Origin of the sequence: Streptomyces sp. NPDC096310, assembly GCF_044763125.1 — a bacterium.
GTDB lineage: Bacteria > Actinomycetota > Actinomycetes > Streptomycetales > Streptomycetaceae > Streptomyces.
Window position 1 is genome coordinate 1 of sequence record NZ_JBIWFO010000025.1, and the last position, 24,128, is coordinate 24,128.

The 24,128-nt window shown below is 71.1% G+C and carries 24 protein-coding genes; 1 reads left to right on the forward strand and 23 read right to left on the reverse strand.

The genetic code is table 11. The annotated features are described in order from the left end of the window. From ACIQ7D_RS31325 to pyrR, 13 genes are all read right to left on the reverse strand, one after another. On the reverse strand, positions 1–173 hold a 173-nt coding region (locus ACIQ7D_RS31325), incomplete at its 3' end, for an S-adenosylmethionine synthetase N-terminal domain-containing protein (RefSeq protein ID WP_403943596.1). A 310-nt stretch (positions 174–483) separates the two neighbouring features. Next, positions 484–1,692 carry a bifunctional phosphopantothenoylcysteine decarboxylase/phosphopantothenate--cysteine ligase CoaBC gene (gene coaBC / locus ACIQ7D_RS31330; RefSeq protein WP_403943599.1) on the reverse strand — a complete coding sequence of 403 codons (1,209 nt, stop codon included), beginning with the start codon at positions 1,690–1,692 and terminating at the stop codon, positions 484–486. A 162-nt stretch (positions 1,693–1,854) separates the two neighbouring features. After that, complete coding sequence (rpoZ, locus tag ACIQ7D_RS31335) at positions 1,855–2,127, reverse strand: DNA-directed RNA polymerase subunit omega (protein ID WP_003970369.1); 273 nt, start codon at positions 2,125–2,127, stop codon at positions 1,855–1,857. Between the two features lie 141 nt (positions 2,128–2,268). Beyond that, a complete protein-coding gene (gmk, locus tag ACIQ7D_RS31340) occupies positions 2,269–2,832 on the reverse strand; it encodes a guanylate kinase (RefSeq protein WP_403943411.1) in 564 nt (187 codons plus the stop codon). Positions 2,833–2,870: 38 nt separating this feature from the next. After that, entirely contained in the window at positions 2,871–3,194 is a 324-nt protein-coding gene (locus ACIQ7D_RS31345; RefSeq protein WP_329828420.1) for an integration host factor, read from the reverse strand. Between the two features lie 233 nt (positions 3,195–3,427). Continuing rightward, positions 3,428–4,324, reverse strand: coding sequence for an orotidine-5'-phosphate decarboxylase (pyrF, locus tag ACIQ7D_RS31350; RefSeq protein WP_403943414.1), 897 nt, complete (start codon positions 4,322–4,324; stop codon positions 3,428–3,430). Continuing rightward, positions 4,321–5,457, reverse strand: coding sequence for a quinone-dependent dihydroorotate dehydrogenase (locus ACIQ7D_RS31355; protein ID WP_403943601.1), 1,137 nt, complete (start codon positions 5,455–5,457; stop codon positions 4,321–4,323). The genes pyrF and ACIQ7D_RS31355 overlap by 4 nt, the downstream gene beginning before the upstream one ends. 23 nt (positions 5,458–5,480) lie before the next feature. After that, positions 5,481–8,792 (reverse strand): carbamoyl-phosphate synthase large subunit, encoded by a 3,312-nt coding sequence (carB, locus tag ACIQ7D_RS31360; RefSeq protein ID WP_403943416.1) that lies wholly within the window; start codon positions 8,790–8,792, stop codon positions 5,481–5,483. Continuing rightward, positions 8,785–9,957 (reverse strand): glutamine-hydrolyzing carbamoyl-phosphate synthase small subunit, encoded by a 1,173-nt coding sequence (carA, locus tag ACIQ7D_RS31365; RefSeq protein ID WP_403943419.1) that lies wholly within the window; start codon positions 9,955–9,957, stop codon positions 8,785–8,787. The genes carB and carA overlap by 8 nt, the downstream gene beginning before the upstream one ends. After that, complete coding sequence (locus ACIQ7D_RS31370) at positions 9,954–10,550, reverse strand: hypothetical protein (RefSeq protein WP_403943422.1); 597 nt, start codon at positions 10,548–10,550, stop codon at positions 9,954–9,956. Before ACIQ7D_RS31370 ends, carA begins: the two co-directional genes overlap by 4 nt. Beyond that, positions 10,547–11,839: a dihydroorotase gene (locus ACIQ7D_RS31375; protein WP_403943424.1), complete on the reverse strand. Its 1,293-nt coding sequence runs from the start codon at positions 11,837–11,839 to the stop codon at positions 10,547–10,549. Before ACIQ7D_RS31375 ends, ACIQ7D_RS31370 begins: the two co-directional genes overlap by 4 nt. A 2-nt stretch (positions 11,840–11,841) precedes the next feature. Continuing rightward, the gene (locus ACIQ7D_RS31380) at positions 11,842–12,879 is read right to left on the reverse strand and encodes an aspartate carbamoyltransferase catalytic subunit (protein WP_403943426.1); all 1,038 of its coding nucleotides are present in this window, start codon (positions 12,877–12,879) and stop codon (positions 11,842–11,844) included. A 91-nt stretch (positions 12,880–12,970) separates the two neighbouring features. Next, on the reverse strand, positions 12,971–13,588 hold the full coding sequence (gene pyrR, locus ACIQ7D_RS31385; RefSeq protein ID WP_403943428.1) for a bifunctional pyr operon transcriptional regulator/uracil phosphoribosyltransferase PyrR: 618 nt from the start codon (positions 13,586–13,588) through the stop codon (positions 12,971–12,973). A 277-nt stretch (positions 13,589–13,865) separates the two neighbouring features. On the opposite strand from pyrR, the gene bldD reads away from it, so the two are divergent. Next, positions 13,866–14,366 carry a transcriptional regulator BldD gene (gene bldD / locus ACIQ7D_RS31390; protein WP_329828429.1) on the forward strand — a complete coding sequence of 167 codons (501 nt, stop codon included), beginning with the start codon at positions 13,866–13,868 and terminating at the stop codon, positions 14,364–14,366. Positions 14,367–14,551: 185 nt separating this feature from the next. Here bldD and nusB read toward each other — a convergent pair whose 3' ends face one another. From nusB to mltG, 10 genes are all read right to left on the reverse strand, one after another. Then, positions 14,552–14,980 carry a transcription antitermination factor NusB gene (gene nusB, locus ACIQ7D_RS31395; RefSeq protein ID WP_403943430.1) on the reverse strand — a complete coding sequence of 143 codons (429 nt, stop codon included), beginning with the start codon at positions 14,978–14,980 and terminating at the stop codon, positions 14,552–14,554. Positions 14,981–14,982: 2 nt separating this feature from the next. After that, positions 14,983–15,549 carry an elongation factor P gene (gene efp / locus ACIQ7D_RS31400; RefSeq protein WP_365813198.1) on the reverse strand — a complete coding sequence of 189 codons (567 nt, stop codon included), beginning with the start codon at positions 15,547–15,549 and terminating at the stop codon, positions 14,983–14,985. 118 nt (positions 15,550–15,667) lie between these two features. Beyond that, on the reverse strand, positions 15,668–16,771 hold the full coding sequence (locus tag ACIQ7D_RS31405; protein ID WP_403943433.1) for an aminopeptidase P family protein: 1,104 nt from the start codon (positions 16,769–16,771) through the stop codon (positions 15,668–15,670). A gap of 75 nt (positions 16,772–16,846) precedes the next feature. Beyond that, positions 16,847–17,791: an AAA family ATPase gene (locus ACIQ7D_RS31410; protein WP_403943436.1), complete on the reverse strand. Its 945-nt coding sequence runs from the start codon at positions 17,789–17,791 to the stop codon at positions 16,847–16,849. Between the two features lie 130 nt (positions 17,792–17,921). After that, positions 17,922–18,362, reverse strand: a complete 441-nt coding sequence (gene aroQ / locus ACIQ7D_RS31415; protein ID WP_403943438.1) for a type II 3-dehydroquinate dehydratase — start codon at positions 18,360–18,362, stop codon at positions 17,922–17,924. After that, entirely contained in the window at positions 18,359–19,453 is a 1,095-nt protein-coding gene (aroB, locus tag ACIQ7D_RS31420; protein WP_403943440.1) for a 3-dehydroquinate synthase, read from the reverse strand. Before aroB ends, aroQ begins: the two co-directional genes overlap by 4 nt. Beyond that, complete coding sequence (locus ACIQ7D_RS31425) at positions 19,450–20,049, reverse strand: shikimate kinase (RefSeq protein ID WP_403943442.1); 600 nt, start codon at positions 20,047–20,049, stop codon at positions 19,450–19,452. The genes aroB and ACIQ7D_RS31425 overlap by 4 nt, the downstream gene beginning before the upstream one ends. Next, positions 20,046–21,230 (reverse strand): chorismate synthase, encoded by a 1,185-nt coding sequence (gene aroC / locus ACIQ7D_RS31430; protein ID WP_403943445.1) that lies wholly within the window; start codon positions 21,228–21,230, stop codon positions 20,046–20,048. The genes ACIQ7D_RS31425 and aroC overlap by 4 nt, the downstream gene beginning before the upstream one ends. 155 nt (positions 21,231–21,385) lie before the next feature. Beyond that, positions 21,386–22,210, reverse strand: coding sequence for a shikimate dehydrogenase (locus ACIQ7D_RS31435; RefSeq protein WP_403943447.1), 825 nt, complete (start codon positions 22,208–22,210; stop codon positions 21,386–21,388). Then, positions 22,210–24,033, reverse strand: coding sequence for an endolytic transglycosylase MltG (gene mltG, locus ACIQ7D_RS31440; protein WP_403943450.1), 1,824 nt, complete (start codon positions 24,031–24,033; stop codon positions 22,210–22,212). Before mltG ends, ACIQ7D_RS31435 begins: the two co-directional genes overlap by 1 nt. Positions 24,034–24,128: the final 95 nt, after the last annotated feature.

A 24,128-nucleotide genomic window follows, 5' to 3' on the forward strand; every position in this document is an offset into this window, starting at 1 on the left:
GTCACCTCACCGGCGACATGCACCAGACCAGTGGTGATCAAGGTCTCCACGGCGACCCGGGAGGACGGATCCTCCTGGAGGAGCGCGTCAAGAATGGTGTCGCTGATCTGGTCAGCGATCTTGTCGGGGTGACCTTCGGTCACTGACTCCGAGGTGAAGAGACGGCGGGACACATCGCTCCCTGAGGTTGCAGCGGCTGCTGGCTGATCATTGGCGGATCGTACGGGGCGCTGCACGCCCCGCGACGTTCCTCGACCACTTTATCGGTCGAATCGGGCCACGGGGGCAAGTGTCTCGATCTGTGGGAGCCCCCGGGGTCGCGGTCTCGCATTATGCGCCACGGTGATCGCCCCTGGCCAGAGCCCTGAGAGAGATGTGACGAAGGGCGCAGAAACGGCAAAGGGGAAGAAAGGGGGCGCAATGGAGAATTCATACGGCCGGAGGTCGGTCACCGCCCGTCCCGTCCCCTCGGCCGCACCGTTGTCATCCGGACACCTTCCGTAGCGCCACGAGGTCCCAGACCACGTCCGCCAGGGCCTCCTTCGGACCGTACGGTACGGGCGTCTCGGTGCCGTCCGCCGCGAGGACGACCGCCTCGTTCCCCTCCGTGCCGAACACCTTGTGCTCCCCGACCTCGTTGACGACAAGGAGGTCGCATCCCTTGCGCCGCAGCTTGCGCCGGCCGTTGGCGAGGACGTCGTCCGTCTCCGCCGCGAACCCGACGACGACCTGTCCGGGGCGGGCGCGCGTGGCGGACAGCTCGGCGAGGATGTCCGGATTACGGACGAGAGCGACCGGCGCGGGCTCCTCGCCGTCCTTCTTCTTGATCTTTCCCTCGGCCTGGACAGCGGGGCGGAAATCGGCCACGGCCGCCGCCATGACCACCACGTCGGCCTCGGCGACGGCCTTCAGTACGGCCTCGCGGAGCTGGAGCGCCGTACCGACATGGACCATGTCGACGCCCGCCGGGTCCGGCAGCCCCGTGTTCGCCTCGACGAGCGTGACCCTGGCGCCCCGGGCCACGGCCGTACGGGCCAGGGCGTACCCCTGTTTGCCGGAGGAGCGGTTGCCCAGGTAGCGGACCGGGTCGAGCGGTTCACGCGTCCCCCCGGCACTGATCACCACATGGCGTCCCGCCAGGTCGGGTACGGGTACGCCACGGGCCAGGGTCCGGCGGCACAGCTCGAAGATCTCGCCCGGGTCCGGCAGCCGCCCCTTGCCGGTGTCGACGCCGGTGAGCCGGCCCACGGCGGGTTCGATCACGACGGCGCCCCGGGCGCGCAGCGTCGCGACGTTCTTCTGGGTGGCGGGGTGCTCCCACATCTCGGTGTGCATGGCGGGCGCGAAGACGACCGGACAGCGGGCCGTGAGGAGCGTGTTGGTCAGCAGGTCGTCCGCGAGGCCGTGCGCCGCCTTCGCGAGCAGGTCTGCGGTGGCCGGGGCCACCACGACCAGGTCGGCGCCCTGGCCGATCCGTACGTGGGGCACCTCGTGGACGTCGGACCAGACCTCTGTGGAGACGGGGTGGCCCGAGAGCGCCGACCAGGTCGCCGCCCCCACGAAGTGGAGCGCGGACTCGGTCGGTACGACCCGTACGTCATGGCCCGATTCGGTCAGCCGGCGCAGGAGCTCGCACGCCTTGTACGCGGCGATCCCCCCGGCGACCCCCAGAACGACCTTCGGCTTCTCCACCGTGTCTTTCTCCACCGTGTCTCTCCCCTCCGCTGCACCGAAGCCGGCCGGAGCCGGCCGTGCGGGGGTGTCCCGCACGATCGTGACAGCTCCCATGACACACCACGGGCCCGGCAGTCGCGCTGCCGGGCCCGTGGTGAGAAAGCGTGTGCCGTGGGGTGCCTACTGGGCGGGGCCCTCGATGGCCTCGGAGGTCAGCAGGCCCGCGTTGATCTCGCGCAGGGCGATCGAGAGCGGCTTCTCGTGGACGTGGGTGTCCACCAGCGGACCGACGTACTCGAGCAGGCCCTCACCGAGCTGCGAGTAGTACGCGTTGATCTGGCGCGCGCGCTTGGCCGCGTAGATCACGAGGCTGTACTTCGAGTCCGTGGCCTCGAGCAGCTCATCGATCGGCGGGTTGATGATGCCCTCGGGCGTGGTGATGGAAGAGGACACTCTCTTGCCTTCCGAAGAAAATTCAGGGAAAAACAGGGGATCGCGTACTGCCGCACCCCGTGGACCGGGGAATTCTCATGGACCGGCGGCTTCTCGCCGCCCCGGCGTACCGGGCGGTCCCTGAGGACAGCACACAAAAGATCATGCAACTGCCATCAAGGCTAGCAGCTCGCGTGCGACGTCCTCGACCGAGGTGTTGACCAGGGTCGTGTCGAACTCCGACTCGGCGGCCAGTTCCACCTTCGCTGCGGCCAGCCTGCGCTCGATCACCTCGGCCGACTCCGTGCCCCGGCCGGTGAGCCGGCGCACCAGCTCGTCCCAGCTCGGCGGGGCCAGGAAGACCAGCCGGGAGTCCGGCATCGACTCCTTGACCTGCCGGGCGCCCTGGAGGTCGATCTCCAGGAGTACGGGCTCCCCCGCGGCCAGGCGGTCCAGGACCGCCTGCCGAGGGGTCCCGTACCGGTTGCCCGCGAACTCCGCCCATTCCAGCAGTTCGCCGTTGGCCACCGACTTGTCGAACTCGTCGTCGGTGACGAAGAAGTACTGGACCCCGTGACGCTCACCGGGGCGCGGCTTTCTCGTGGTGGCCGACACCGAGAGCCATACCTCGGGGTGGACCTTGCGCATATGGGCGACGACCGTGCTCTTACCGACCCCGGAGGGGCCGGAGAGCACGGTCAGCCGCGGTCGTACGTCTGCTGCCATGCGGCGATTATCCAGGTTCCCGGGGGTGCCCGGAAACGTCAGGCGCCGCCACCGCCGAACTCGCGCTCCAGGGACGCGATCTGATTGGAGCCAAGACCCCGCACGCGGCGGCTCTCGGAGATCCCGAGCCGCTCCATGATCTGCTTGGCGCGGACCTTGCCCACGCCGGGCAGCGACTCCAGGAGGGCGGAGACCTTCATCTTCCCGATGACGTCGTTCTCCTGACCCTGCTTGATCACGTCATGGAGCGAAGCGCCGGAATGCTTGAGTCGATTCTTGACCTCGGCCCGCTCCCGGCGAGCCGCGGCGGCCTTTTCGAGCGCGGCTGCGCGCTGTTCAGGGGTAAGGGGCGGAAGAGCCACGCCTACGTCACCTCGGATGTCGAACTGTCGGATACGGACCGGTGAGGAACCTAATCGCCCCACACCAGGCGAGCAACGGGCAACGAACTGCGCGTTGGCTCTCGACGGAGACTAGCGGCCAAGTCCGTCCGAGTCAGCGAGAACAGACGAAAAGTCCTGGTCAGCATCGGCCAGGGGTGACATTTTGGTCATTTTGCCCAACTTTTTGGACAGGAAGCCGCTCATTGCCTTCGTCACCTGCCGGCCGTGCCACCGCCGACAGCCGTTCTCACCTCGTCCGCGAAGCGGTCGGCGGCCTTCCGCAGGGCCCCGGCGTCGGGACCGTGACGCAGAACACCCCGGCTGACGCTCGGTACGACGTTCCCGGCCGCCGCGCCGAAGACACCGGGCAGATCGGCGGGCGTCGCGCCCTGCGCGCCGATCCCCGGGGCCAGCAGCGGCCCGTTGATCGCGAGGTCCACCGTCTCCCCGAGGTCCCCGAGGGTGGCCCCCACGACCGCGCCGACCGATCCGAGCGGCTCCGCGCCCGCGTTCTCGGCGGCGATGTGGTCGAGCATGAGCCGCGCGAGCGGGCGCCCGTCGGCGGCGGTGGCCCGCTGCACCTCGGCGCCCTCCGGGTTGGAGGTCAGCGCCAGGACGAAGACCCCGCAGCCGGCCGCCGAGGCCGCGTCCAGCGCCGGGCGCAGCGAGCCGAAGCCGAGATACGGGGAGAGCGTCACGGCGTCCGAGAAGAGCGGCGAGGCCGGATCCAGGTAGGCCGCCGCGTACGCGCCCATCGTGGAGCCGATGTCGCCGCGCTTGGCGTCCATCAGGACCAGCGCCCCGGCCTCCCGCGCCTCCGCGACGGCCTTCTCCAGGACGGCGATGCCGCGCGACCCGAAGCGCTCGAAGAAGGCCGACTGCGGTTTGAGCACGGCGACCCGGTCGGCCAGCGCCTCCACCGTCGTACGGGTGAACCGCTCCAGGCCCGCGACATCGTCGTCGAGCCCCCAGTCGGTGAGGAGCGAGCCGTGCGGGTCGATGCCCACGCAGAGCGGACCGCGGCGGTCCATCGCCTGCCGCAGCCGCGCTCCGAAGGGTGCCGTGGGACGCGTGGGGCCCCAAGGGCCCGGGAGGATCCGCTCGGTCATGCGTCGGCCTTCTTCCGGCTCCGTGCGTCGCGGGTGGCAGCGCCCACGGCCTCGGCGAGGGTGGCGTACGGGGAGAGGGCGAGCCGGGCCGCGAGCCCCTTGTGGATCTCGCGGCTCCAGAACGGGCCCCGGTAGATGAACGCGCTGTACCCCTGGACGAGCGTGGCACCGGCCAGGATGCGCTGCCAGGCGTCCTCGGCGTCCTCCACGCCCCCGACGCCCACCAGGGTGATCCGGTCGCCCACCCGCGCGTACAGGCGGCTCAGCACCTCCAGCGAGCGCTCCTTGAGAGGCGCGCCGGACAGTCCGCCCGTCTCGGCGGTCAGGGCGGGGCCTGACCTGAGGCCCAGGCTCTCGCGGGCGATGGTGGTGTTGGTGGCGATGATGCCGTCCAGGCCCAGTTCCACGGCCAGGTCGGCGACGGCGTCGATGTCCTCGTCGGCGAGATCGGGCGCGATCTTGACCAGGAGGGGGACGCGCCGCCGGGTGACGGTACGGTCGGCGGCCTCGCGTACGGCGGTGAGCAGCGGCCTGAGCCGGTCGACGGCCTGGAGGGTGCGCAGCCCGGGTGTGTTCGGCGAACTGACGTTGACCACGAGGTAGTCGGCGTGCCGGGCCAGCCGCTCCGTGGAGAGCACGTAGTCGGCGACGGCTTCACTCTCGGGGACGACCTTGGTCTTGCCGATGTTGACGCCGACGGTCGTCCTGAAGACGGGCCCACGCGCCGTACGGGCCGCGAGGCGCTCCGCCACGGCGGCGGAGCCCTCGTTGTTGAAGCCCATGCGGTTGATCAGCGCCCGGTCGGGGACGAGCCGGAAGAGCCGCTGCTTCGGGTTGCCGGACTGTGGCTCGCCGGTGACGGTGCCGATCTCGACATGGTCGAAACCGGCCATGGCCAGGCCGTCGATGCCCACGGCGTTCTTGTCGAACCCCGCGGCGAGCCCGAAGGGGCCGTGCATGCGCAGCCCGAACGCCTCCGTGCGCAGTTCCGCGAAGCGGGGGGCGAGCGCGGCGGCGGCGAAGGTGCGCAAGCCGGGGACGCGGGCGGCCAGCCGGATCCACCGGAAGGCCAGGTGGTGCGCCTGTTCGGGGTCCATCCGCCGGAAGACCAGCCGGAAGAGGATCCGGTACATCGTGTCCGTCATGTTCATGGGGATCAGTCCTCGCGCGCCGCGGTGAGGTGGCGTGCGTGCTCCTGGAGGGAGCGGACGCCGACGTCACCGTGTTTCAGGGCGTCGATGCCCTGGACGGCGGCGGCCAGCGCCTGGACCGTCGTGAGGCAGGGCACACCGCGCGCCACGGCAGCCGTACGGATGTCGTAGCCGTCGAGCCGGCCGCCGGTGCCGTACGGGGTGTTGACGATGAGGTCGACTCCCCCCTCGTGGATGAGCTGGACGATGGTCTTCTCACCGTCCGGGCCCTCGCCCTCGAACTGCTTGCGTACGACGGTGGCCTTGATGCCGTTGCGCTTGAGGACCTCGGCGGTGCCCGAGGTGGCCAGCAGCTCGAAGCCGTGGGCGACCAGCTCGCGCGCCGGGAAGATCATCGAGCGCTTGTCGCGGTTGGCGACGGAGATGAAGGCGCGGCCCTTGACGGGCAGCGGACCGTACGCGCCGGCCTGCGACTTGGCGTACGCCGTGCCGAAGGCCGAGTCGATGCCCATGACCTCGCCGGTGGAGCGCATCTCCGGGCCGAGGACGGTGTCCACACCGCGTCCGTGGATGTCGCGGAAGCGCGACCACGGCATCACGGCCTCCTTGACGGAGATCGGCGCGTCGAGCGGCAGCGTGCCGCCGTCGCCCTGCGCGGGCAGCAGCCCCTCCGCGCGCAGCTCCGCGACGGTGGCGCCGAGCGAGATACGGGCGGCGGCCTTCGCGAGCGGTACGGCGGTCGCCTTCGAGGTGAAGGGGACGGTACGGGAGGCGCGCGGGTTGGCCTCCAGGACGTAGAGGATGTCGCCGGCCATCGCGAACTGGATGTTGATCAGTCCGCGCACGCCGACACCGCGCGCGATGGCCTCCGTGGAGGCGCGCAGCCGCTTGATGTCGAAGCCGCCGAGCGTGATGGGCGGCAGGGCGCACGCCGAGTCGCCGGAGTGGATGCCGGCCTCCTCGATGTGCTCCATGACACCGCCGAGGTACAGCTCCGTACCGTCGTAGAGCGCGTCCACGTCGATCTCGATGGCGTCGTCGAGGAACCGGTCCACCAGGACCGGGCGGGTGGGACTGATCTCGGTGGACTCGGCGATGTACGAGGAAAGCCGGGTCTCGTCGTAGACGATCTCCATACCGCGTCCGCCGAGGACGTACGAGGGACGGACGAGGACCGGGTAGCCGATCTCGTCGGCGATCGCCTTGGCCTCGGCGAAGGTGGTGGCGGTGCCGTGCTTCGGCGCGGGCAGTCCGGCCTCGGCGAGGACCCGGCCGAAGGCGCCCCGGTCCTCGGCGGCGTGGATCGCCTCGGGTGGCGTGCCGACCACGGGTACGCCGTTGTCCTTGAGGGCCTGCGCGAGGCCCAGCGGGGTCTGGCCGCCGAGCTGGACGACGACGCCCGCGATCGGTCCTGCCAGGGTCTCGGCGTGCACGATCTCCAGGACGTCCTCCAGGGTGAGCGGCTCGAAGTAGAGCCGGTCGGAGGTGTCGTAGTCGGTGGAGACGGTCTCCGGGTTGCAGTTGACCATGACGGTCTCGTACCCGGCGTCGCTCAGCGCGAAGGAGGCGTGGACGCAGGAGTAGTCGAACTCGATGCCCTGGCCGATCCGGTTGGGACCGGAGCCGAGGATGATCACGGCGGGCTTCTCGCGGGGCGCGACCTCGCTCTCCTCGTCGTACGAGGAGTAGAAGTACGGGGTCTTCGCGGCGAACTCGGCGGCGCAGGTGTCCACCGTCTTGTAGACGGGGCGTACGCCGAGGGCGTGCCTGACCTCGCGGACGACGTCCTCGCGCAGTCCGCGGATCGCGGCGATCTGGGCGTCGGAGAAGCCGTGCCGCTTGGCCTCGGCGAGCAGGTCGGGGTCGAGCCGTTCCGCGGCGGCCAGCTCGTCCGCGTACTCCTTGATCAGGAAGAGCTGGTCGACGAACCAGGGGTCGATCTTCGTGGCGTCGAAGACCTCCTCGGGGGTGGCCCCGGCCCTGATGGCCCGCATGACGGTGTTGATCCGGCCGTCGGTGGGGATCTTGGCGGTCTCCAGCAGCTCGGCGCGGTCGCCCGGGTCCCCGGTGAAGGCGAACTGGCTGCCGGCCTTCTCCAGCGAGCGCAGGGCCTTCTGGAGGGCCTCGGTGAAGTTGCGGCCGATGGCCATGGCCTCGCCGACGGACTTCATGGTGGTGGTGAGGCTGGCGTCGGCGGCCGGGAACTTCTCGAAGGCGAACCGGGGCACCTTGACGACGACGTAGTCGAGCGTGGGCTCGAAGGACGCCGGGGTCTTCTCGGTGATGTCGTTGGGGATCTCGTCCAGCGTGTAGCCGACGGCGAGCCTGGCGGCGATCTTGGCGATCGGGAAACCGGTGGCCTTGGAGGCGAGCGCGGAGGAGCGGGAGACACGCGGGTTCATCTCGATGACGATGACGCGGCCGTCGTCCGGGTTGATCGCGAACTGGATGTTGCAGCCGCCGGTGTCGACGCCGACCTCGCGGATCACGGCGATGCCGACGTCCCGCAGGATCTGGTACTCGCGGTCGGTGAGGGTCATCGCGGGCGCGACGGTGATCGAGTCGCCGGTGTGCACGCCCATCGGGTCGAAGTTCTCGATGGAGCAGACGACCACGACGTTGTCGTGCTTGTCGCGCATCAGCTCCAGCTCGTACTCCTTCCAGCCGAGGATGGACTCCTCCAGGAGCACCTCGGTGGTCGGCGAGAGCATCAGGCCCTGTCCGGCGATCCGGCGCAGGTCCTCCTCGGTGTGGGCGAAGCCGGAACCGGCGCCGCCCATCGTGAAGGAGGGGCGGACGACGACGGGGTAGCCGCCGAGCGTGTCGACGCCGGCGAGGACGTCGTCCATGGAGTGGCAGATGACCGAGCGCGCGGACTCGCCGTGGCCGATCTTCTCGTACACGGCCTTGACGACGTCCTTGAAGAGGTCGCGGTCCTCGCCCTTGTTGATGGCCTCGACGTTGGCGCCGATCAGTTCGACGCCGTACTTGTCGAGGGTGCCCGCGCCGTGCAGCGAGATCGCCGTGTTCAGCGCGGTCTGGCCGCCGAGGGTGGGCAGCAGCGCGTCGGGGCGCTCCTTCGCGATGATCTTCTCGACGTACTCGGGGGTGATCGGCTCGACGTACGTGGCGTCGGCGATCTCCGGGTCCGTCATGATCGTGGCGGGGTTGGAGTTGACCAGGATGACGCGCAGGCCCTCGGACCTGAGCACGCGGCACGCCTGGGTACCGGAGTAGTCGAATTCAGCGGCCTGGCCGATGACGATCGGTCCTGAACCGATGACCAGGACGGACTGGATATCGGTGCGCTTAGGCACGCTGGTCCTCCATCAGGGAAACGAAGCGGTCGAAGAGGTACGCGGCGTCGTGCGGGCCGGCGGCCGCCTCGGGGTGGTACTGGACGCTGAAGACCGGCCGGTCGAGCAGCCTGAGCCCTTCGACCACGTTGTCGTTGAGGCAGACGTGGGAGACCTCGGCGCGGCCGTAGGGGGTGTCGGTGACCCGGTCGAGCGGGGCGTCGACGGCGAACCCGTGGTTGTGGGCGGTCACCTCGACCTTGCCGGTCGTCCGGTCCTGCACGGGCTGGTTGATCCCCCGGTGCCCGTACTTCAGCTTGTACGTGCCGAAGCCGAGGGCGCGGCCGAGGAGCTGGTTGCCGAAGCAGATGCCGAAGAGCGGCGTACCGCGCTCCAGCACGCCCCGGACGACGGTGAGGTCGGCGGTGGCGGGGTCGCCGGGCCCGTTGGAGAGGAAGACCCCGTCGGGCTCGGTCGCGTACACCTCGTCCAGCGTGGCGGTGGCGGGCAGTACGTGCACCTCGATGCCGCGCTGGGCCATCCGGTGCGGGGTCATGCCCTTGATGCCGAGGTCGAGCGCGGCGACGGTGAAGCGCGCGGTGCCCAAGGGGACCGCTACGCCGTCGGGGCCGATCGCGGGGACGACGTACGGCTGCTCGGTGGCGACCTCGGCGGAGAGGTCGGCGCCGGTCATCTCCGGAGCCTGCCGGACCCGGGCGAGCAGCGCCGCCTCGTCGGCCAGGGACTCCCCGGAGAAGATGCCGACGCGCATGGCGCCGCGCTCGCGGAGGTGGCGGGTGAGGGCGCGGGTGTCGACGCCGCTGATGCCGACGACGCCCTGGGCGACCAGTTCGTCGTCGAGGGAGCGGCGCGAGCGCCAGTTGGACGGGGTGCGCGCGGGATCCCGTACGACATAGCCGGAGACCCAGATCCGCCGGGACTCGGGGTCCTCGTCGTTCACGCCGGTGTTCCCGATGTGCGGGGCGGTCATCACGACGACCTGGCGGTGGTACGACGGGTCGGTGAGGGTCTCCTGGTAGCCGGTCATGCCGGTGGAGAAGACGGCCTCGCCGAAGGTCTCCCCCACGGCCCCGTAGGCGCGGCCGCGGAAGCTGCGGCCGTCCTCCAGGACGAGTACGGCGGGAGACGCCTTTACGCGGGCGGTTTCCCGGGCGGAGGTGGTCATCGTGCGGGGCCTTCCGTAGTGCTGGTGCGGTGTGTCGCGACGGACTTGTTCATGGAGTTGAGGGCGTCGACCCAGGCGGCGTGTTCGGCCGAGCGGTCCGAGCGGAAGCCGGAGTCGATCAGCCGGTCCCCGTGCTCCCAGGTGACGATCAGCAGCCCGCCCTCGGCGAGGACCTTGCCCGCGATGCCCTTGTCCAGCCGGGCCTCGCGCAGCCGCTCCACCGGTACGAAGAAGTCGTTCGCGCCGGGGCGTACGACGTCGAGCCCGGCGTCGGTGAGTGTCAGCTCCACGCGGCTGCGGGCGCCGAGGCCGTGCGCCACGATCCGGTCGAGCCACTGCCCGGCGGTCGTGGAGCCGTGGTAGCGGCCCGTCATCGTCAGTCTCGCCTCGCCGGGGTCGGCCGGCACCGTCGGCAGCTCGGGCAGGTCCGACTGGAGGCTGCCGCGCCACTTCCAGCCCTGGCGCATCAGCCAGTACACGAGGACGACGAAGAGCAGCAGTCCGGCCACCCAGCCGATCCGGGCGGCCCAGTCGGTCACGTCCGCCGATTTCTGTTCGGCGGCCAGTGGAAGCAGAAGGTTCGCAGTTCTCACGCCAGATTCCCGTCGACGACCGTGGCACGGCCCCGCAGGAAGGTGTGGGTCACGCGTCCCGGCAGCTCACGCCCCTCGTAGGGGGTGTTACGGCTGCGGGAGGCGAATCCCGCGGGGTCCACGGCTCCACGGTATGCCGGATCGACCAGGGTGAGGTTGGCGGGCTCGCCTGCCGAGACGGGTCGGCCGTGGCCTTCGAGGCGGCCGATGCGTGCCGGACGGAACGACATCCGGTCGGCGACACCCGCCCAGTCCAGCAGTCCGGTCTCGACCATCGTCTCCTGGACCACCGACAAGGCGGTCTCCAGGCCGACCATGCCCATGGCGGCCGCGGCCCACTCGCAGTCCTTGTCCTCGTGCGGGTGGGGGGCGTGGTCGGTGGCGACGCAGTCGATCGTGCCGTCCGCGAGGGCCGCGCGCAGGGCGAGGACGTCGGCCTCGGTGCGCAGGGGCGGGTTCACCTTGTAGACGGGGTTGTACGACCGTACGAGTTCGTCGGTGAGGAGGAGGTGGTGCGGGGTGACCTCGGCGGTGACGTCCCACCCCTTGGACTTCGCCCAGCGGACCAGCTCGACCGAGCCGGCGGTGGAGAGGTGGCAGATGTGCACGCGGGAGCCGACGTGCGCGGCGAGCAGCACATCGCGCGCGATGATCGACTCCTCGGCGACGGCGGGCCAGCCGCCGAGCCCCAGCTCCGCGGAGACGACGCCCTCGTTCATCTGGGCGCCCTCGGTGAGGCGCGGCTCCTGGGCGTGCTGGGCGACGACGCCGTCGAACGCCTTCACGTACTCCAGCGCCCTGCGCATGATCACCGCGTCGTCGACGCACTTGCCGTCGTCGGAGAAGACCCGGACGCCCGCGGCGGAGTCGTTCATGGCACCCAGCTCGGCGAGGTGCTTGCCCTCCAGGCCGACGGTGACGGCGCCGACGGGCTGCACATCGCAGTAGCCGGACTCCCTGCCGAGCCGCCAGACCTGCTCGACGACGCCGGCCGTGTCGGCGACGGGGAAGGTGTTCGCCATGGCGTGGACGGCGGTGAAGCCGCCGAGCGCAGCGGCCTTCGTACCGGTCAGAACGGTCTCGGAGTCCTCGCGGCCGGGCTCGCGCAGATGGGTGTGGAGGTCGACCAGGCCGGGCAGCAGGATCTGCCCGGCGGCCGCCACGACGGTGGCGTCCTCGGCGTCCAGGCCGGTGCCCACCGCCTCGATCACCTCGCCGTCGATCAGTACGTCCTGTACACCCTGGAAGTCGCCGAGCACCTGGGCGCCCCGGATCAGGATCTTGCTCATGGTTACTTGTTCTCCTCGGGTGACGGGCGGGACGGCCCGGGGGCCGGGCGGGACGTGGTGACGGCGGGCTCGTTGCCGCCCAGCAGCAGGTAGAGCACGGCCATCCGGATGGAGACGCCGTTGGCGACCTGCTCGACGGCTGTGCAGCGATCGGAGTCGGCGACCTCGGCGGTGATCTCCATGCCGCGGTTCATCGGTCCGGGGTGCATGACGACGGAGTCGCCGGGCATCCGGCGCATCCGCTCGCCGTCCAGGCCGTAGCGCCGGGAGTACTCGCGCTCGGTCGGGAAGAAGGCGGCGTTCATCCGCTCGCGCTGCACCCGCAGCATCATCACGGCGTCGGACGTGGGCAGCACCCGGTCGAGGTCGTAGCTGACCTCGCAGGGCCAGTGCTCGACGCCGATCGGTACCAGGGTGGGCGGCGCGACGACGGTGACCCGGGCGCCGAGCGTGTCGAGCAGCAGGACGTTGGAGCGGGCGACGCGGCTGTGCAGTACGTCACCGACGATGGTGACCCGCCGCCCGGCCAGGTCGCGGCCGATCCCCTCGTCGGCGCCGACCAGCCTGCGGCGCAGGGTGAAGGCGTCGAGGAGGGCCTGGGTCGGGTGTTCGTGGGTGCCATCGCCCGCGTTGACGACCGCGCCGTCGATCCAGCCGGAGGTGGCGAGGCGGTACGGGGCGCCGGAGGCACCGTGCCGGATGACGACGGCGTCGGCACCCATCGCCTCCAGGGTGAGCGCGGTGTCCTTGAGCGATTCGCCCTTGGAGACGGACGAGCCCTTGGCCGAGAAGTTGATCACGTCGGCGGAGAGGCGCTTGGCGGCGGCCTCGAAGGAGATCCGGGTGCGGGTCGAGTCCTCGAAGAAGAGGTTGACGACGGTACGGCCGCGCAGGGTGGGCAGTTTCTTGATGGGCCGGTCGGCGACCCGGGCCATCTCCTCGGCGGTGTCGAGGATCAGCACGGCGTCGTCGCGGCTGAGATCGGCGGCGGAGATCAGGTGGCCGGGTGTGCGGGGGTTCGCCCCGGGAAGACGCAGCATCGGAAAGAGCGCTCCGGATGTGGTGGGGTGTGCGGGCGTGCGGGCGCGCTGAGGCAGCCGTACGGGGTGGGACGGCGTACGGGCGGGTCAGCTACCGCTCGCCGGACGTGGCGGGCCGCTGGAGACCGAGCAGCACGGTGTCGCGGCCGTCCTCCTCCGCGAGCTGGACCTTGACCGTCTCCCGCAGCGAGGTGGGGAGGTTCTTGCCGACGTAATCGGCGCGGATCGGCAGCTCGCGGTGGCCGCGGTCGACGAGGACCGCGAGCTGGACGGCGCGCGGGCGGCCGATGTCTCCGAGCGCGTCGAGGGCGGCGCGGATCGTGCGGCCGGAGAAGAGCACGTCGTCGACGAGGACGACCAGCCGTCCGTCGACGCCGTCCCCGGGGATGTCGGTGCGGGCCAGCGCGCGGGCGGGCCGCAGCCGCAGGTCGTCGCGGTACATGGTGATGTCGAGGGAGCCGACCGGGATGGTGCGGCCGGTGATCTCGGCGAGTTTCCCGGCGAGCCGGCGGGCCAGGAAGACCCCGCGGGTCGGAATGCCGAGCAGCACCACGTCGTCGGCGCCCTTGGCGCGTTCGACGATCTCGTGGGCGATACGGGTCAGGACCCGCGCGATGTCGGGGGCCTCCAGGACCGGGCGGGCCGCACCGGGTCCGGCCGTCGTGTCCGTGGCGCTCGCGTCGCCGCTCACGTTCTTGCTTGCGTCCATAAGAAACGGACCTCCTTCTCCGCCTCACGGGACGGACCTTAAAGGACGTCGGAAATGCCAGAAACTACGCCACCCAGGCTAGCAGGGGGTCCGCGGCACATTTGACCCCGCCCCCGCCCGTGAGCGGCCCGCGGACGGTGCGAGCGCGGTACGGACGGCGGTACGGTGCGCGGTACGGAGGCCGGTACGGACCCCGGTACGGCTCCCCCGGCTTGACGCATCCAAGTAACGCTGCGTAACCTCACAGTGAGTTACCAGACTTCGTCCGGGGAGCTATATGTCCAGCGAATACGCAAAGCAGCTCGGGGCCAAACTCCGCGCCATCCGCACCCAGCAGGGCCTCTCGCTCCATGGCGTGGAGGAGAAGTCCCAGGGCCGCTGGAAGGCCGTCGTGGTGGGTTCGTACGAGCGTGGAGACCGTGCCGTCACGGTGCAGCGCCTCGCCGAGCTGGCGGACTTCTACGGTGTCCCGGTGCAGGAGCTTCTTCCCGGCACGACGCCCGGCGGCGCCGCCGAGCCGCCGCCGAAGCTCGTTCTCGACCTGGAGCGCCTGGCCCACGTGCCGCAGGAGAAGGCCGGCCCGCTCCAGCGGTACGCGGCGACGATCCAGAGCCAGCGGGGCGACTACAACGGCAAGGTGCTGTCGATCCGCCAGGACGACCTGCGCACCCTGGCCGTCATCTACGACCAGTCGCCGTCGGTCCTGACCGAGCAGCTCATCAGTTGGGGTGTGCTCGACGCGGACGCGCGGCGCGCGGTCGCGCACGACGAGAGCTGACCGCCCCGCGGGCCCGGCCCGCGGATCGGCAGAAACGTCACCTCCCGGGGGGCGGTCCCGTACGCGTGTACGGGACCGCCCTCCGGCGCGTCCGGCACCCGCGCGCCGGGTACTGGAGACACGGACGCCCTCACGTACCGGGCGGGGCGACTGCTCCCGTCCGGTACGTGAGGGCGGACCGCCGCTCAGGCGCGGCGCAGACTCGGCTTGAGGTCCTTGAAGCGGCTGAGAAGGCCGTTCACGAACGACGGGGACTCGTCGGTGGAGAACTCCTTGGCGAGCTGGACCGCCTCGTCGATCGCCACGGCGTCCGGGGTCCCGTCCAGCCAGATCAGTTCGTACGTGCCGAGCCGGACGATGTTGCGGTCGGCGACCGGCATCCGGTCGAGGTCCCAGTCCACCGCGTAGGTGGCGATGAGTTCGTCGATACGGGCCACGTGCTCCGCGTATCCCTCGACCAGTTCCATGGTGAACTCGCTGACGGGCGGCTGCCGGTCGTCGGAGCGGGAGTGCCTGATCCAGTCCGCGAGAACGTTCTGTACGGACGTACCGCGCTGATCGGCCTCGAAGAGGATCTGGAACGCGCGCTTACGGGCATTGCTCCTGGCAGCCACGGTTAGCTGTTCACCCGGCCGAGGTAGTCGCCCGTACGGGTGTCGACCTTGATCTTCTCGCCGGTGGTGATGAAGAGCGGGACGCCGATCTCGTAATCGGTCTCCAGCGTCGCCGGCTTGGTGCCACCGGTCGAGCGGTCGCCCTGGACGCCCGGGTCGGTGTGCTTGATGACCAGCTCGACCGCGGCGGGCAGCTCGACGTAGAGCACCTCGCCCTCGTGCGTGGCGACCGTGGCGGTGAAGCCCTCGATCAGGAAGTTCGCCGCGTCACCGACCGACTTGCGGTCGATCATGAGCTGGTCGTACGTGGTCATGTCCATGAAGACGAAGTACTCGCCGTCCATGTACGAGAACTGCATGTCGCGGCGGTCAACGGTGGCCACCTCGACCTTCACGCCGGCGTTGAAGGTCTTGTCGACGACCTTGCCGGAGAGCACGTTCTTGAGCTTGGTGCGCACAAAGGCCGGGCCCTTGCCGGGCTTGACGTGCTGGAACTCGACGACGGACCAGAGCTGGCCTCCGTCGAGCTTGAGCACCAGGCCGTTCTTGAGGTCGTTCGTGGAAGCCACGGTTGCGGAATCTCCTGGACTGAAAGCAGGTGGACGACCGAGGGCCGCGCGCCGTCCCGGCGGATACCTGGGCGACACCCGCGCCATGGCGCGGGCGGTACCCGGCACCGGCGCCGGACTAGAGCGCGAGCAGCTCCTTGGTCGTGATGGTGAGTAGCTCGGGTCCGCCGTCCGCCTCGGGGCGGACGACGAGCGTGTCATCGATCCGGACACCGCCCCGGCCCGGGAGGTGGACCCCCGGTCCGACGGTGACCGGCACACAAGCGTCCAGTTTACCCATGGCCGCGGGGGCGAGCTGCGGGTCCTCGTCGATTTCCAGTCCGACCCCGTGCCCCGTACGGGGTGCGAGCCCCTCGCCGTGCCCGGCGGCCTCCAGCGGATACCGCGTCGCGCGGTCCACGTCGCGATAGCCCGCGCCCGGCACCAGCCCCTCCCGACCTGCCCGTTGTGCCGCGAAGACCAGCTCGTACAGCTCGATCTGCCAGTCGGCGGGAGACGTTCCGATGACGAAGGTCCGGCCGATGAGACAGCGGTATCCGCGGTAGTCGGCGCCGAGGCCGACGGAGAGGAAATCACCCTCCTCGACCCGGCGGTCCGAGGGACGGTGCCCGGGGCGGCCCGAGTGCGGCCCGGTGGCCACGACGGTCGGGAAGGCCGGGCCGTCGGCGCCGTGGTCGACGAGCCGCCGCTCCAGCTCCAGCGCGAGATGCCGCTCCGTGCGGCCCACCAGGATCGACTCCAGCAGCTCCCCCAGCGCGTGGTCGGCGATCTCGGCGGCGATCCGCAGACAGGCGATCTCCGCCTCGTCCTTGACGATCCGCTGCTGCTCCACGGCGCAGCCGAGGTCCGTGAGGCGCAGCCCGGGCGCGACGGCGCCGATGGCCCGGTGGCGGGCGACGGTGAGGTGGTGCTCCTCGACGGCGAGCGAACCGGCGGACGACGGGGTGAGGATCCCCGCGGCGGCCACGGCCGGGTCCCCGCTGATGGGGACGGTGGTGAGGCGCAGCCGTTCGTCGAGCCCCGCCGGTCCTTCGTGGCCGGGGACGCGGGGGCAGAGCAGGGTGTCGTTGTCGTACGGGCCGAGCAGCAGCACGGCGCCGGGCGGCGCCCCGCCCGCGAGGTAGCGGACGTTGGCGGGCCGGGAGACCAGGGCCGCCGGGTTGCCCGCGGCGGCGCACCGGTCACGCAGCCGCGCGCGGCGGACCGCATACACGTCTGACATGACCCGATCGTACGAGTGACCGCCTCACCCGGCCGGTTCAGCGCGTCCGACCGGGGAACCTCCGGGGCCGCCGGCTCACCAGCTCGGCGGGGAGGCCAGGGCGCGGGCCAGGACGTCGTCCAGGACCCGGGCCGTGGTCTCCACGTCGTACTTGGAGTTGTCGATGATGGGCAGCCCCGAGCCGTACCAGCCGGCCATCCGGCCGTGGATGCCCGCGACCTCCTCGTCCGCCAGCCGGCGGTTGCCGCTGCGCTCGGCGTTGCGCTCCAGCACGATCTCCAGCCCGGGGAGCAGGACGACCGGGAGCAGTCCGGGGCCGACATGGCGCTTCCAGCCGCCGAGTCCGACGACCGGGCGGTCCGGGAAGACCGCGTCGTCCAGGATGCAGGAGATGCCGTTGGCGAGGAAGTTACGGGCGGCGAAGCCGCAGGTGCGACGGGCCAGCCGGTACTGCGCCTCGGAGTGGTCGTTCCAGCCGGACTGCGGGTCGGCGAATCCGGCGCAGACCCATTCGCGTACGTCGTCCAGGCTGATGTGCGCGGTGGGCACCCGGCGGCTGCTCGCCCAGTGCCGGGCCACGGTCGTCTTGCCCGCGCCGGCGGGCCCGATCAGCAGGACGGCGAGGGTCGCGGTGCCCGTACCGCTGTCGGCGGGCCGTGCGGCGGGGACCGGTACGGGGCCGCCGGGCGGGAGCTGGACATGTCCGGTCACGTCGGTGGAGGGCTGTCCGGTCTGCCCGCCGGGCGGCGGCACGGGGGGGTGTCGGTGCTCCTGCGCGGGCCCGTGCGCCGGCCCGGGGTGCTGTCCCGGGACCGGGTGCTGTCCCGGAGGCTGGGGCGGCCCAGGGGGCCCTGAGGGCCGAGGGGGGCCGGGAGGCTGGTGGGACCCGTGCGCCGGCTGCGGTCCCTGTGCCTGGTGCGCTCCGTGCGCCTGAGGTACGCCCGGTGCCGGGGGCACCCATCCGGTTCCGTGCCCCGGTCCCTGGGGAGGCGGCAACGGAGCCCCCACTGAGTGCTGCATCCGGTGCCACTCCGTCTCGTACGACTGACGCTGGTCGGCGGCCCCGCGGGCCGCGCTACCGAACGGTACCGCCCCCGGCCGTCCTCGTGGGAACGGCCGGGATGCCCGGGGGGTGCCGGCCGGCGCCCCGTCAGGCGGTCAGCTCCTCCGCGAGCGCGCGCAGTGCCAGCCGGTACGAGCCGATGCCGAAGCCCGCGACCGTACCACTGGCGACGGCCGCGACCACCGAGGTGTGCCGGAACTCCTCGCGCGCGTACGGGTTCGAGATGTGCACCTCGATCAGCGGCGCGGTGCGCTGCGCCGCCGCGTCCCGCATCGCGTACGAGTAGTGGGTGAACGCGCCCGGGTTGAGGACGACCGGCAGGGCGCCGTCCGCGGCCTCGTGGAGCCAGCGGATCAGCTCGCCCTCGTCGTTGGTCTCCCGTACGTCGACGTCGAACCCCAGCTCCTTGCCCAGGGTCTGGCAGGCGTCCACCAGCCCGGCGTACGAGGTCGCGCCGTACACATCGGGCTCGCGTGAGCCGAGGCGGCCCAGGTTGGGTCCGTTGAGGACGAGGACCCGTCGGCTCACGCCGACACCTCCCCGTACGCGGCGAGCAGCACCGCCGGGTCCGGGCCCTCCAGCACGGTCGGCTTGCCGAGGCCGTCGAGCACGATGAAGCGCAGCAGGTCGCCGCGGGACTTCTTGTCGACCTTCATGGTCTCCAGCAGCTTGGGCCACTGGTCGCCGCGGTAGGTCAGCGGGAGACCGACGGACTCCAGTACGGCGCGGTGCCGGTCGGCGGTCGCGTCGTCGAGCCGGCCGGCCAGCCGCCCCAGTTCGGCGGCGAAGACCATGCCGACGGAGACGGCGGCGCCGTGCCGCCACTTGTAGCGCTCGTTCTTCTCGATGGCGTGCGCCAGGGTGTGGCCGTAGTTCAGGATCTCCCGGAGACCGGACTCCTTGAGGTCGTTGGAGACGACCTCGGCCTTGACCCGGATCGAACGCTCGATCAGCTCGGCGGTGTGCGGCCCCGACGGCGTACGGGCGCCCTCCGGGTCGGCCTCGACCAGCTCCAGGATGGCCGGGTCCGCGATGAACCCCGCCTTGATGATCTCCGCCATGCCGCTGACGTAGTCGTTGACGCTCAGGGACTCCAGCGCGGCGAGGTCGCAGAGCACCCCGGCGGGCGGGTGGAAGGCGCCGACGAGGTTCTTGCCCTCGGCGGTGTTGATGCCCGTCTTGCCGCCCACGGCCGCGTCGACCATGGCGAGCACGGTCGTCGGTACGGCGATCCAGCGCACCCCGCGCAGCCAGGTCGCGGCGACGAATCCGGCCAGGTCGGTGGTGGCGCCACCGCCCACACCGATGATCACATCGCTACGGGTGAAGCCGGTCTGCCCGAGCGCCTTCCAGCAGTACGCGGCGACCTCGGCGGTCTTCGCCTCCTCCGCGTTCGGCACCTGGATCGCGACGGCCTCGTACCCCTGGTCGGCGAGGTCCGCGCGCAGCGCCTCGCCGGTCCCCTCCAGCGCCTCGGGATGGATGACGGCGATCCGCCGGACCCGAGGCCCGATCAGGGCGGGCAGCTCGCCGAGGAGCCGGTGTCCGACCAGTACCTCGTACGGGTCGTGTCCCGCCGTGCCGCCGACCTGGATACGGGTGACTGCCTGGTCCGTCATACGGGGTTCTCCTTGCCGGGGATCGTGCCGGGGATCCTGAGCTGGTCCGCCGGAGGAGGGGTCTGCTCCAGCGCGTCGAGGACGGCGTCCACGACCTCTTCGGGCGTGCGGTCGTCGGTGGCGACGGAGACCCGGGCCACCTCCGTGTACAGATGGCGGCGCCCCTCCATCAGCAGCTTCCACTGCTGGCGGGGGTTGACGGCCAGCAGTGGGCGCGCCGTGTTCAGCCCGGTCCGCCGGGCCGCCTCGGCGACCTCCATCGAGAGATAGGCGACCGGCAGCCCGGTCAGCGCCGCGCGGGTGGTCTCGTCGAGGATCGCGCCGCCGCCGAGCGCGAGGACGCCGGTGTGCTCGGTGAGGGCGCGCCGCACCGCCGCGCGCTCCAGCTCGCGGAAGTGCGTCTCGCCCTCGTCCACGAAGATCTCCGCGATGGACCGCCCCTGGGCGGCGACGATGTCGGCGTCGCTGTCGCGGAAGGCCATGCCGAGCCGGGCGGCGAGCAGTTCACCGACGGTGGACTTGCCGACGCCCATGGGGCCGACGAGCACGACGGCCGGACCGTTCACCGGCCCGCTCGCCGGGTCCGGGGCGCTCATCGGATCCGGAGGTTGTCGAGGTACGAGGCGACGTTGCGGCGCGTCTCGGTGACGCTGTCGCCGCCGAACTTCTCCGCGACCGCGTCCGCGAGGGTCAGCGCGACCATGGCCTCGGCGACGATCCCGGCGGCCGGCACGGCGCACACGTCGGAGCGCTGGTGGTGGGCGCTGGTCGCCTCGCCGGTGGCCACGTCGACGGTGGCCAGCGCGCGCGGCACGGTCGCGATCGGCTTCATCGCGGCCCGTACGCGCAGCACCTCACCGGTGGTCAGCCCGCCCTCGGTGCCGCCGGAGCGGCCGGAGGCGCGCCGCAGGCCGTCGGCGGTCGGGACGATCTCGTCGTGCGCCTTGGAGCCCGGCACCCGGGCGAGTCCGAAGCCGTCGCCGACCTCGACACCCTTGATGGCCTGGATGCCCATGAGCGCGGCGGCGAGCCGGGCGTCGAGCCTGCGGTCCCAGTGGACGTGCGAGCCGAGCCCGACGGGCACGCCGTACGCCAGCACCTCGACGACCCCGCCGAGGGTGTCGCCGTCCTTGTGGGCCTGGTCGATCTCCGCGACCATCGCCTTGCTGGCGTCGGCGTCCAGACAGCGCACCGGGTCCGCGTCGAGCTTCGCCACATCGGACGGCTCCGGGAGGACGCCGTACGGGGCCTTGGCCGAGGCCAGCTCGACTACGTGGGAGACGATCTCGATCCCGGCCGTCTCCTTCAGGTACGAGCGCGCCACGGCGCCGAGCGCGACACGCGCCGCGGTCTCCCGGGCGCTGGCGCGCTCCAGGACGGGACGGGCCTCGTCGAAGCCGTACTTCTGCATGCCCGCGAGGTCCGCGTGGCCGGGCCGGGGGCGGGTCAGCGGGGCGTTCCTGGCGAGCTGGGCCAGCTCGGCGGGGTCGACCGGATCGGCCGACATGACCTGCTCCCACTTGGGCCACTCGGTGTTGCCCACCATGATCGCGACGGGCGAGCCCATGGTCAGGCCGTGGCGTACACCGCCGAGGAAGGTGATCTCGTCCCGCTCGAACTTCATCCGAGCACCACGGCCGTAGCCGAGGCGGCGCCGGGCCAGGTGGTCCGCCACCATCTCCGTGGTGATGGGCACACCGGCGGGAAGACCCTCCAGCGTCGCCACGAGTGCGGGTCCGTGGGACTCCCCCGCGGTCAGCCAGCGCAACCTGCTCAACGGTGCTCCCTCATGCTCGCGCCTGGAACTACAACGGCGCGACCGGGTGCGCGGCCCTGGCCCGCCATGTCCGATTCTCCCACGGCGGGGATCAGCGGCGGGCAGCGGTCCGCGGAGCGGACCGCCTGCCACCCGGCCGCCCGGCGCGGTACGGGTCAGCCGAGCGCCGCGACGCCCGCCTTCCGCATCGCGTCGAGCGGCGCGGGCGAGCGGCCCGTCATCATCTCCACCTGGAGCACCGCCTGGTGGACCAGCAGATCGAGCCCGCTCACCAGGGCTCCCCCGCGCCCCGCCCAGGCCGCGGCGAGCGCTGTCGGCCAGGGCTCGTACAGCACGTCGAAGAGCGTGCCGGCCGCGTCCGGGACCGCGTCGGCGAGGGCGTCGGTGGTGCCCGCCGGGGTGGTGGCGATCACCAGCGGCGCGCCGAGCGCCCGGTCCGCCTCCGCCCAGTCGGCGATCCGGACCTCGACCCCGAGGCGGTCGCCCCAGCCGCGCATCTCGGCGGCGCGGGCCTTGCTCCGTACATACGCGGTGACCGGCCCCGTACAGATACGGGAGAGCGCGGCGACGGCGGACGAGGCGGTCGCGCCCGCCCCCAGGATCGCCGCGGAATCCACCTTCTCCACACCGCGCTCCCGCAGGGCGGCGATCATGCCGGGGATGTCGGTGTTGTCACCGGTGCGCCGCCCGTCCTCGCCGAAGACGACGGTGTTGACCGCTTCCACGGAGGCAGCGGTGTCGGTGACCTCGTCCAGCAGCGGGATGACGGCCCGCTTGAGTGGCATGGTCAACGACAGCCCCGCCCAGGAGGGGTCGTCCCGCAGCCCTTCGAGGAAACCGGGCAGCCCGGCCTCGTCCACCTCGAAACGGTCGTACGACCACTGGCTCAGACCGAGCTCTCCGTACGCGGCGCGGTGCAGCGTCGGGGAGAGGGAATGAGCGATGGGCGATCCGAGGACCGCCGCCCGCCGGTGTGACATCACGGTTTCTTGCTTTCCCTCTCGTACTCCTGGCGGTTCGCCTCGTGCTCCTCGTTGGTGACGGCGAAGAGCGTCTTGTCCGAGGTCACCGAGACGAAGTAGTACCAGGGGCCTTCCGCCGGGTTGATCGCCGAGTGCAGGGCGTCGGCACCCGGGTTTCCGATGGGACCGGGCGGCAGGCCCTTGATGTCGTAGGTGTTGTACGGGTCCTTGATCCTGCGCAGGTCGTCGACCGCGCCGAGGTCCAGTCTGCTCTGGGCCTTGATGTAGTTGACGGTTGAGTCGAACTCAAGGCGCCCGACGGTCTCGGTGTTCTCCGGCTGCAGGCGGTTGTAGACGACGCGGGCGACCTTGTCGAAGTCGTGCTTGTACTTGCCCTCCGCCTGGACGAGACTCGCGACGGTGAGCAGTTGGAGCGGCGAGTTCAGCTTCAGCTTCTTCGCCTCGGCCTCGATGTCCTGCTTCTCGTATTCGGCCTTGGCGCGGGCGACCATCTTCTTGAGGACGGTCTCCGGTTTCGTCCCCTTAGCGACCGGGTAGCTGGCGGGGAAGAGGAAGCCCTCCAGCGGATCCTTTACGGCGGTGCTGTCGTTCGCCCATTTCGGCAGGCCCAGGTTCTTCACCTGCGCCTTGGCGACGGCCGCGGTCTCGCCCTTCTTGAGTCCGAGCCGTTTGTCGATCTGCGCGTAGACGAATTCGTTGCGCTTGCCTTCGGGGAAGATCAGCGCGTTTCTGCTGCTCGGGCTGAGCATCTTCGTGACCGCGTTCCGCGCGGACATCTCCTTGGCGAGAATGTAGACGCCCGCCTGGAGGGTATTCCCCTTGGGATTCTGGTTCTGTGCGGCGACAAAGGCGCGCTGGCTCTTCACCACGCCCTTCTTCACCAGAATGGCACCGATCTCATATCCGCCGGCCCCCGGAGGGATTTCCACCTCGATATCGCCGGAGCCCGCGCCCGCGTAGTCCGGCGGCGGGCCGAACCTGCTCTGCCAGAACTGGTAGCCGACATAGCCGATCCCACCGGCGCCGCCGAGGAAGACCACGGCGACGACCAGACAGGCGATGCCGTTGTGGCCCTTTTTCTTCTTCTTCGTCTTGCCTCGGCGCTCACGGCCCGCGCCGCCGCGCCCCGAGCCCGGCTCGTCGTCCTCCCCGTCGCCGCCCCCGCCGGTGAAAAAGGGGTGCGTCTCCTTCTCCGGCACGTCCCCGGCCGCCTCGGCCTGGTCGGGTTCCGGCTGGGGTTCCGGCTCGGCCTGACGTCTGCCAGGGGGCTGTGGGGGCGGGTAGGCGTCGGGGGTGCCGTACTGGTCGTGGTTCTCCGCGTAGGTGCCGTACTCGCCCGCGTAGGGGGCCGAGGAGTTCGCTCCGTACGGCATCTCGGCCTGCTGGCCGTTGTCCCAACCGCCGTTGTACTGCGGGTCGTTGTACTGGGGATCGCCGTACTGCGGCTGGGGGTGCTGCGGCGCGTACTGCTGCTCCGCGTACTGCTGATGCCCCTGCTGTTGATGGGGCTGCTGCTGATGGGGCTGCTGTGGTTGCTGCGGCGTGCCGTACTGCTGATCGCCGTACAGCTGAGCACCGTACTCGGGCTGCCCGCCCTGGTACTGGGGGTGCTGCGGCTGTTGCTGGTACTGCTGTTGGTACGGGTCCTGGACCGCCCCGTACTGCGCGGGAGCCTGCGACTGCTGCGGGTACTGCTGCTGCCCTCCGTAGGAGGAGCCGCTGCCGTCGGTGGCCTGCTGTGCCGCCCACCCCGCGTCCCCGTACAGAGGGTCCCCAGGGTGCCACGGTTCGGAGCCCGGGCCCCGGCCATAGTCAGTCATCGATCCCCTTGAGCCGCGAGGCGTGACCGCTGAGCGCAGTGGCACGGCGTCCGTGTCGCCTCTTTGCTGTGCGGCGGCTGTTCGAACACCGCCGC

What these genes read in the sequence shown, in the direction of transcription:
- gmk (WP_403943411.1), bottom strand. Translation starts at nt 2,832, where the DNA reads ATGGCAGCAGACGTACGACCGCGGCTGACCGTGCTCTCCGGCCCCTCC.
- pyrF (WP_403943414.1), bottom strand. Translation starts at nt 4,324, where the DNA reads ATGACCGAGCGGATCCTCCCGGGCCCTTGGGGCCCCACGCGTCCCACG.
- ACIQ7D_RS31355 (WP_403943601.1), bottom strand. Translation starts at nt 5,457, where the DNA reads ATGTACCGGATCCTCTTCCGGCTGGTCTTCCGGCGGATGGACCCCGAA.
- carA (WP_403943419.1), bottom strand. Translation starts at nt 9,957, where the DNA reads ATGACCACCTCCGCCCGGGAAACCGCCCGCGTAAAGGCGTCTCCCGCC.
- ACIQ7D_RS31375 (WP_403943424.1), bottom strand. Translation starts at nt 11,839, where the DNA reads ATGAGCAAGATCCTGATCCGGGGCGCCCAGGTGCTCGGCGACTTCCAG.
- ACIQ7D_RS31380 (WP_403943426.1), bottom strand. Translation starts at nt 12,879, where the DNA reads ATGCTGCGTCTTCCCGGGGCGAACCCCCGCACACCCGGCCACCTGATC.
- pyrR (WP_403943428.1), bottom strand. Translation starts at nt 13,588, where the DNA reads ATGGACGCAAGCAAGAACGTGAGCGGCGACGCGAGCGCCACGGACACG.
- bldD (WP_329828429.1), top strand. Translation starts at nt 13,866, where the DNA reads ATGTCCAGCGAATACGCAAAGCAGCTCGGGGCCAAACTCCGCGCCATC.
- ACIQ7D_RS31405 (WP_403943433.1), bottom strand. Translation starts at nt 16,771, where the DNA reads ATGTCAGACGTGTATGCGGTCCGCCGCGCGCGGCTGCGTGACCGGTGC.
- ACIQ7D_RS31410 (WP_403943436.1), bottom strand. Translation starts at nt 17,791, where the DNA reads ATGCAGCACTCAGTGGGGGCTCCGTTGCCGCCTCCCCAGGGACCGGGG.
- aroB (WP_403943440.1), bottom strand. Translation starts at nt 19,453, where the DNA reads ATGACGGACCAGGCAGTCACCCGTATCCAGGTCGGCGGCACGGCGGGA.
- ACIQ7D_RS31425 (WP_403943442.1), bottom strand. Translation starts at nt 20,049, where the DNA reads ATGAGCGCCCCGGACCCGGCGAGCGGGCCGGTGAACGGTCCGGCCGTC.
- ACIQ7D_RS31435 (WP_403943447.1), bottom strand. Translation starts at nt 22,210, where the DNA reads ATGTCACACCGGCGGGCGGCGGTCCTCGGATCGCCCATCGCTCATTCC.
- mltG (WP_403943450.1), bottom strand. Translation starts at nt 24,033, where the DNA reads ATGACTGACTATGGCCGGGGCCCGGGCTCCGAACCGTGGCACCCTGGG.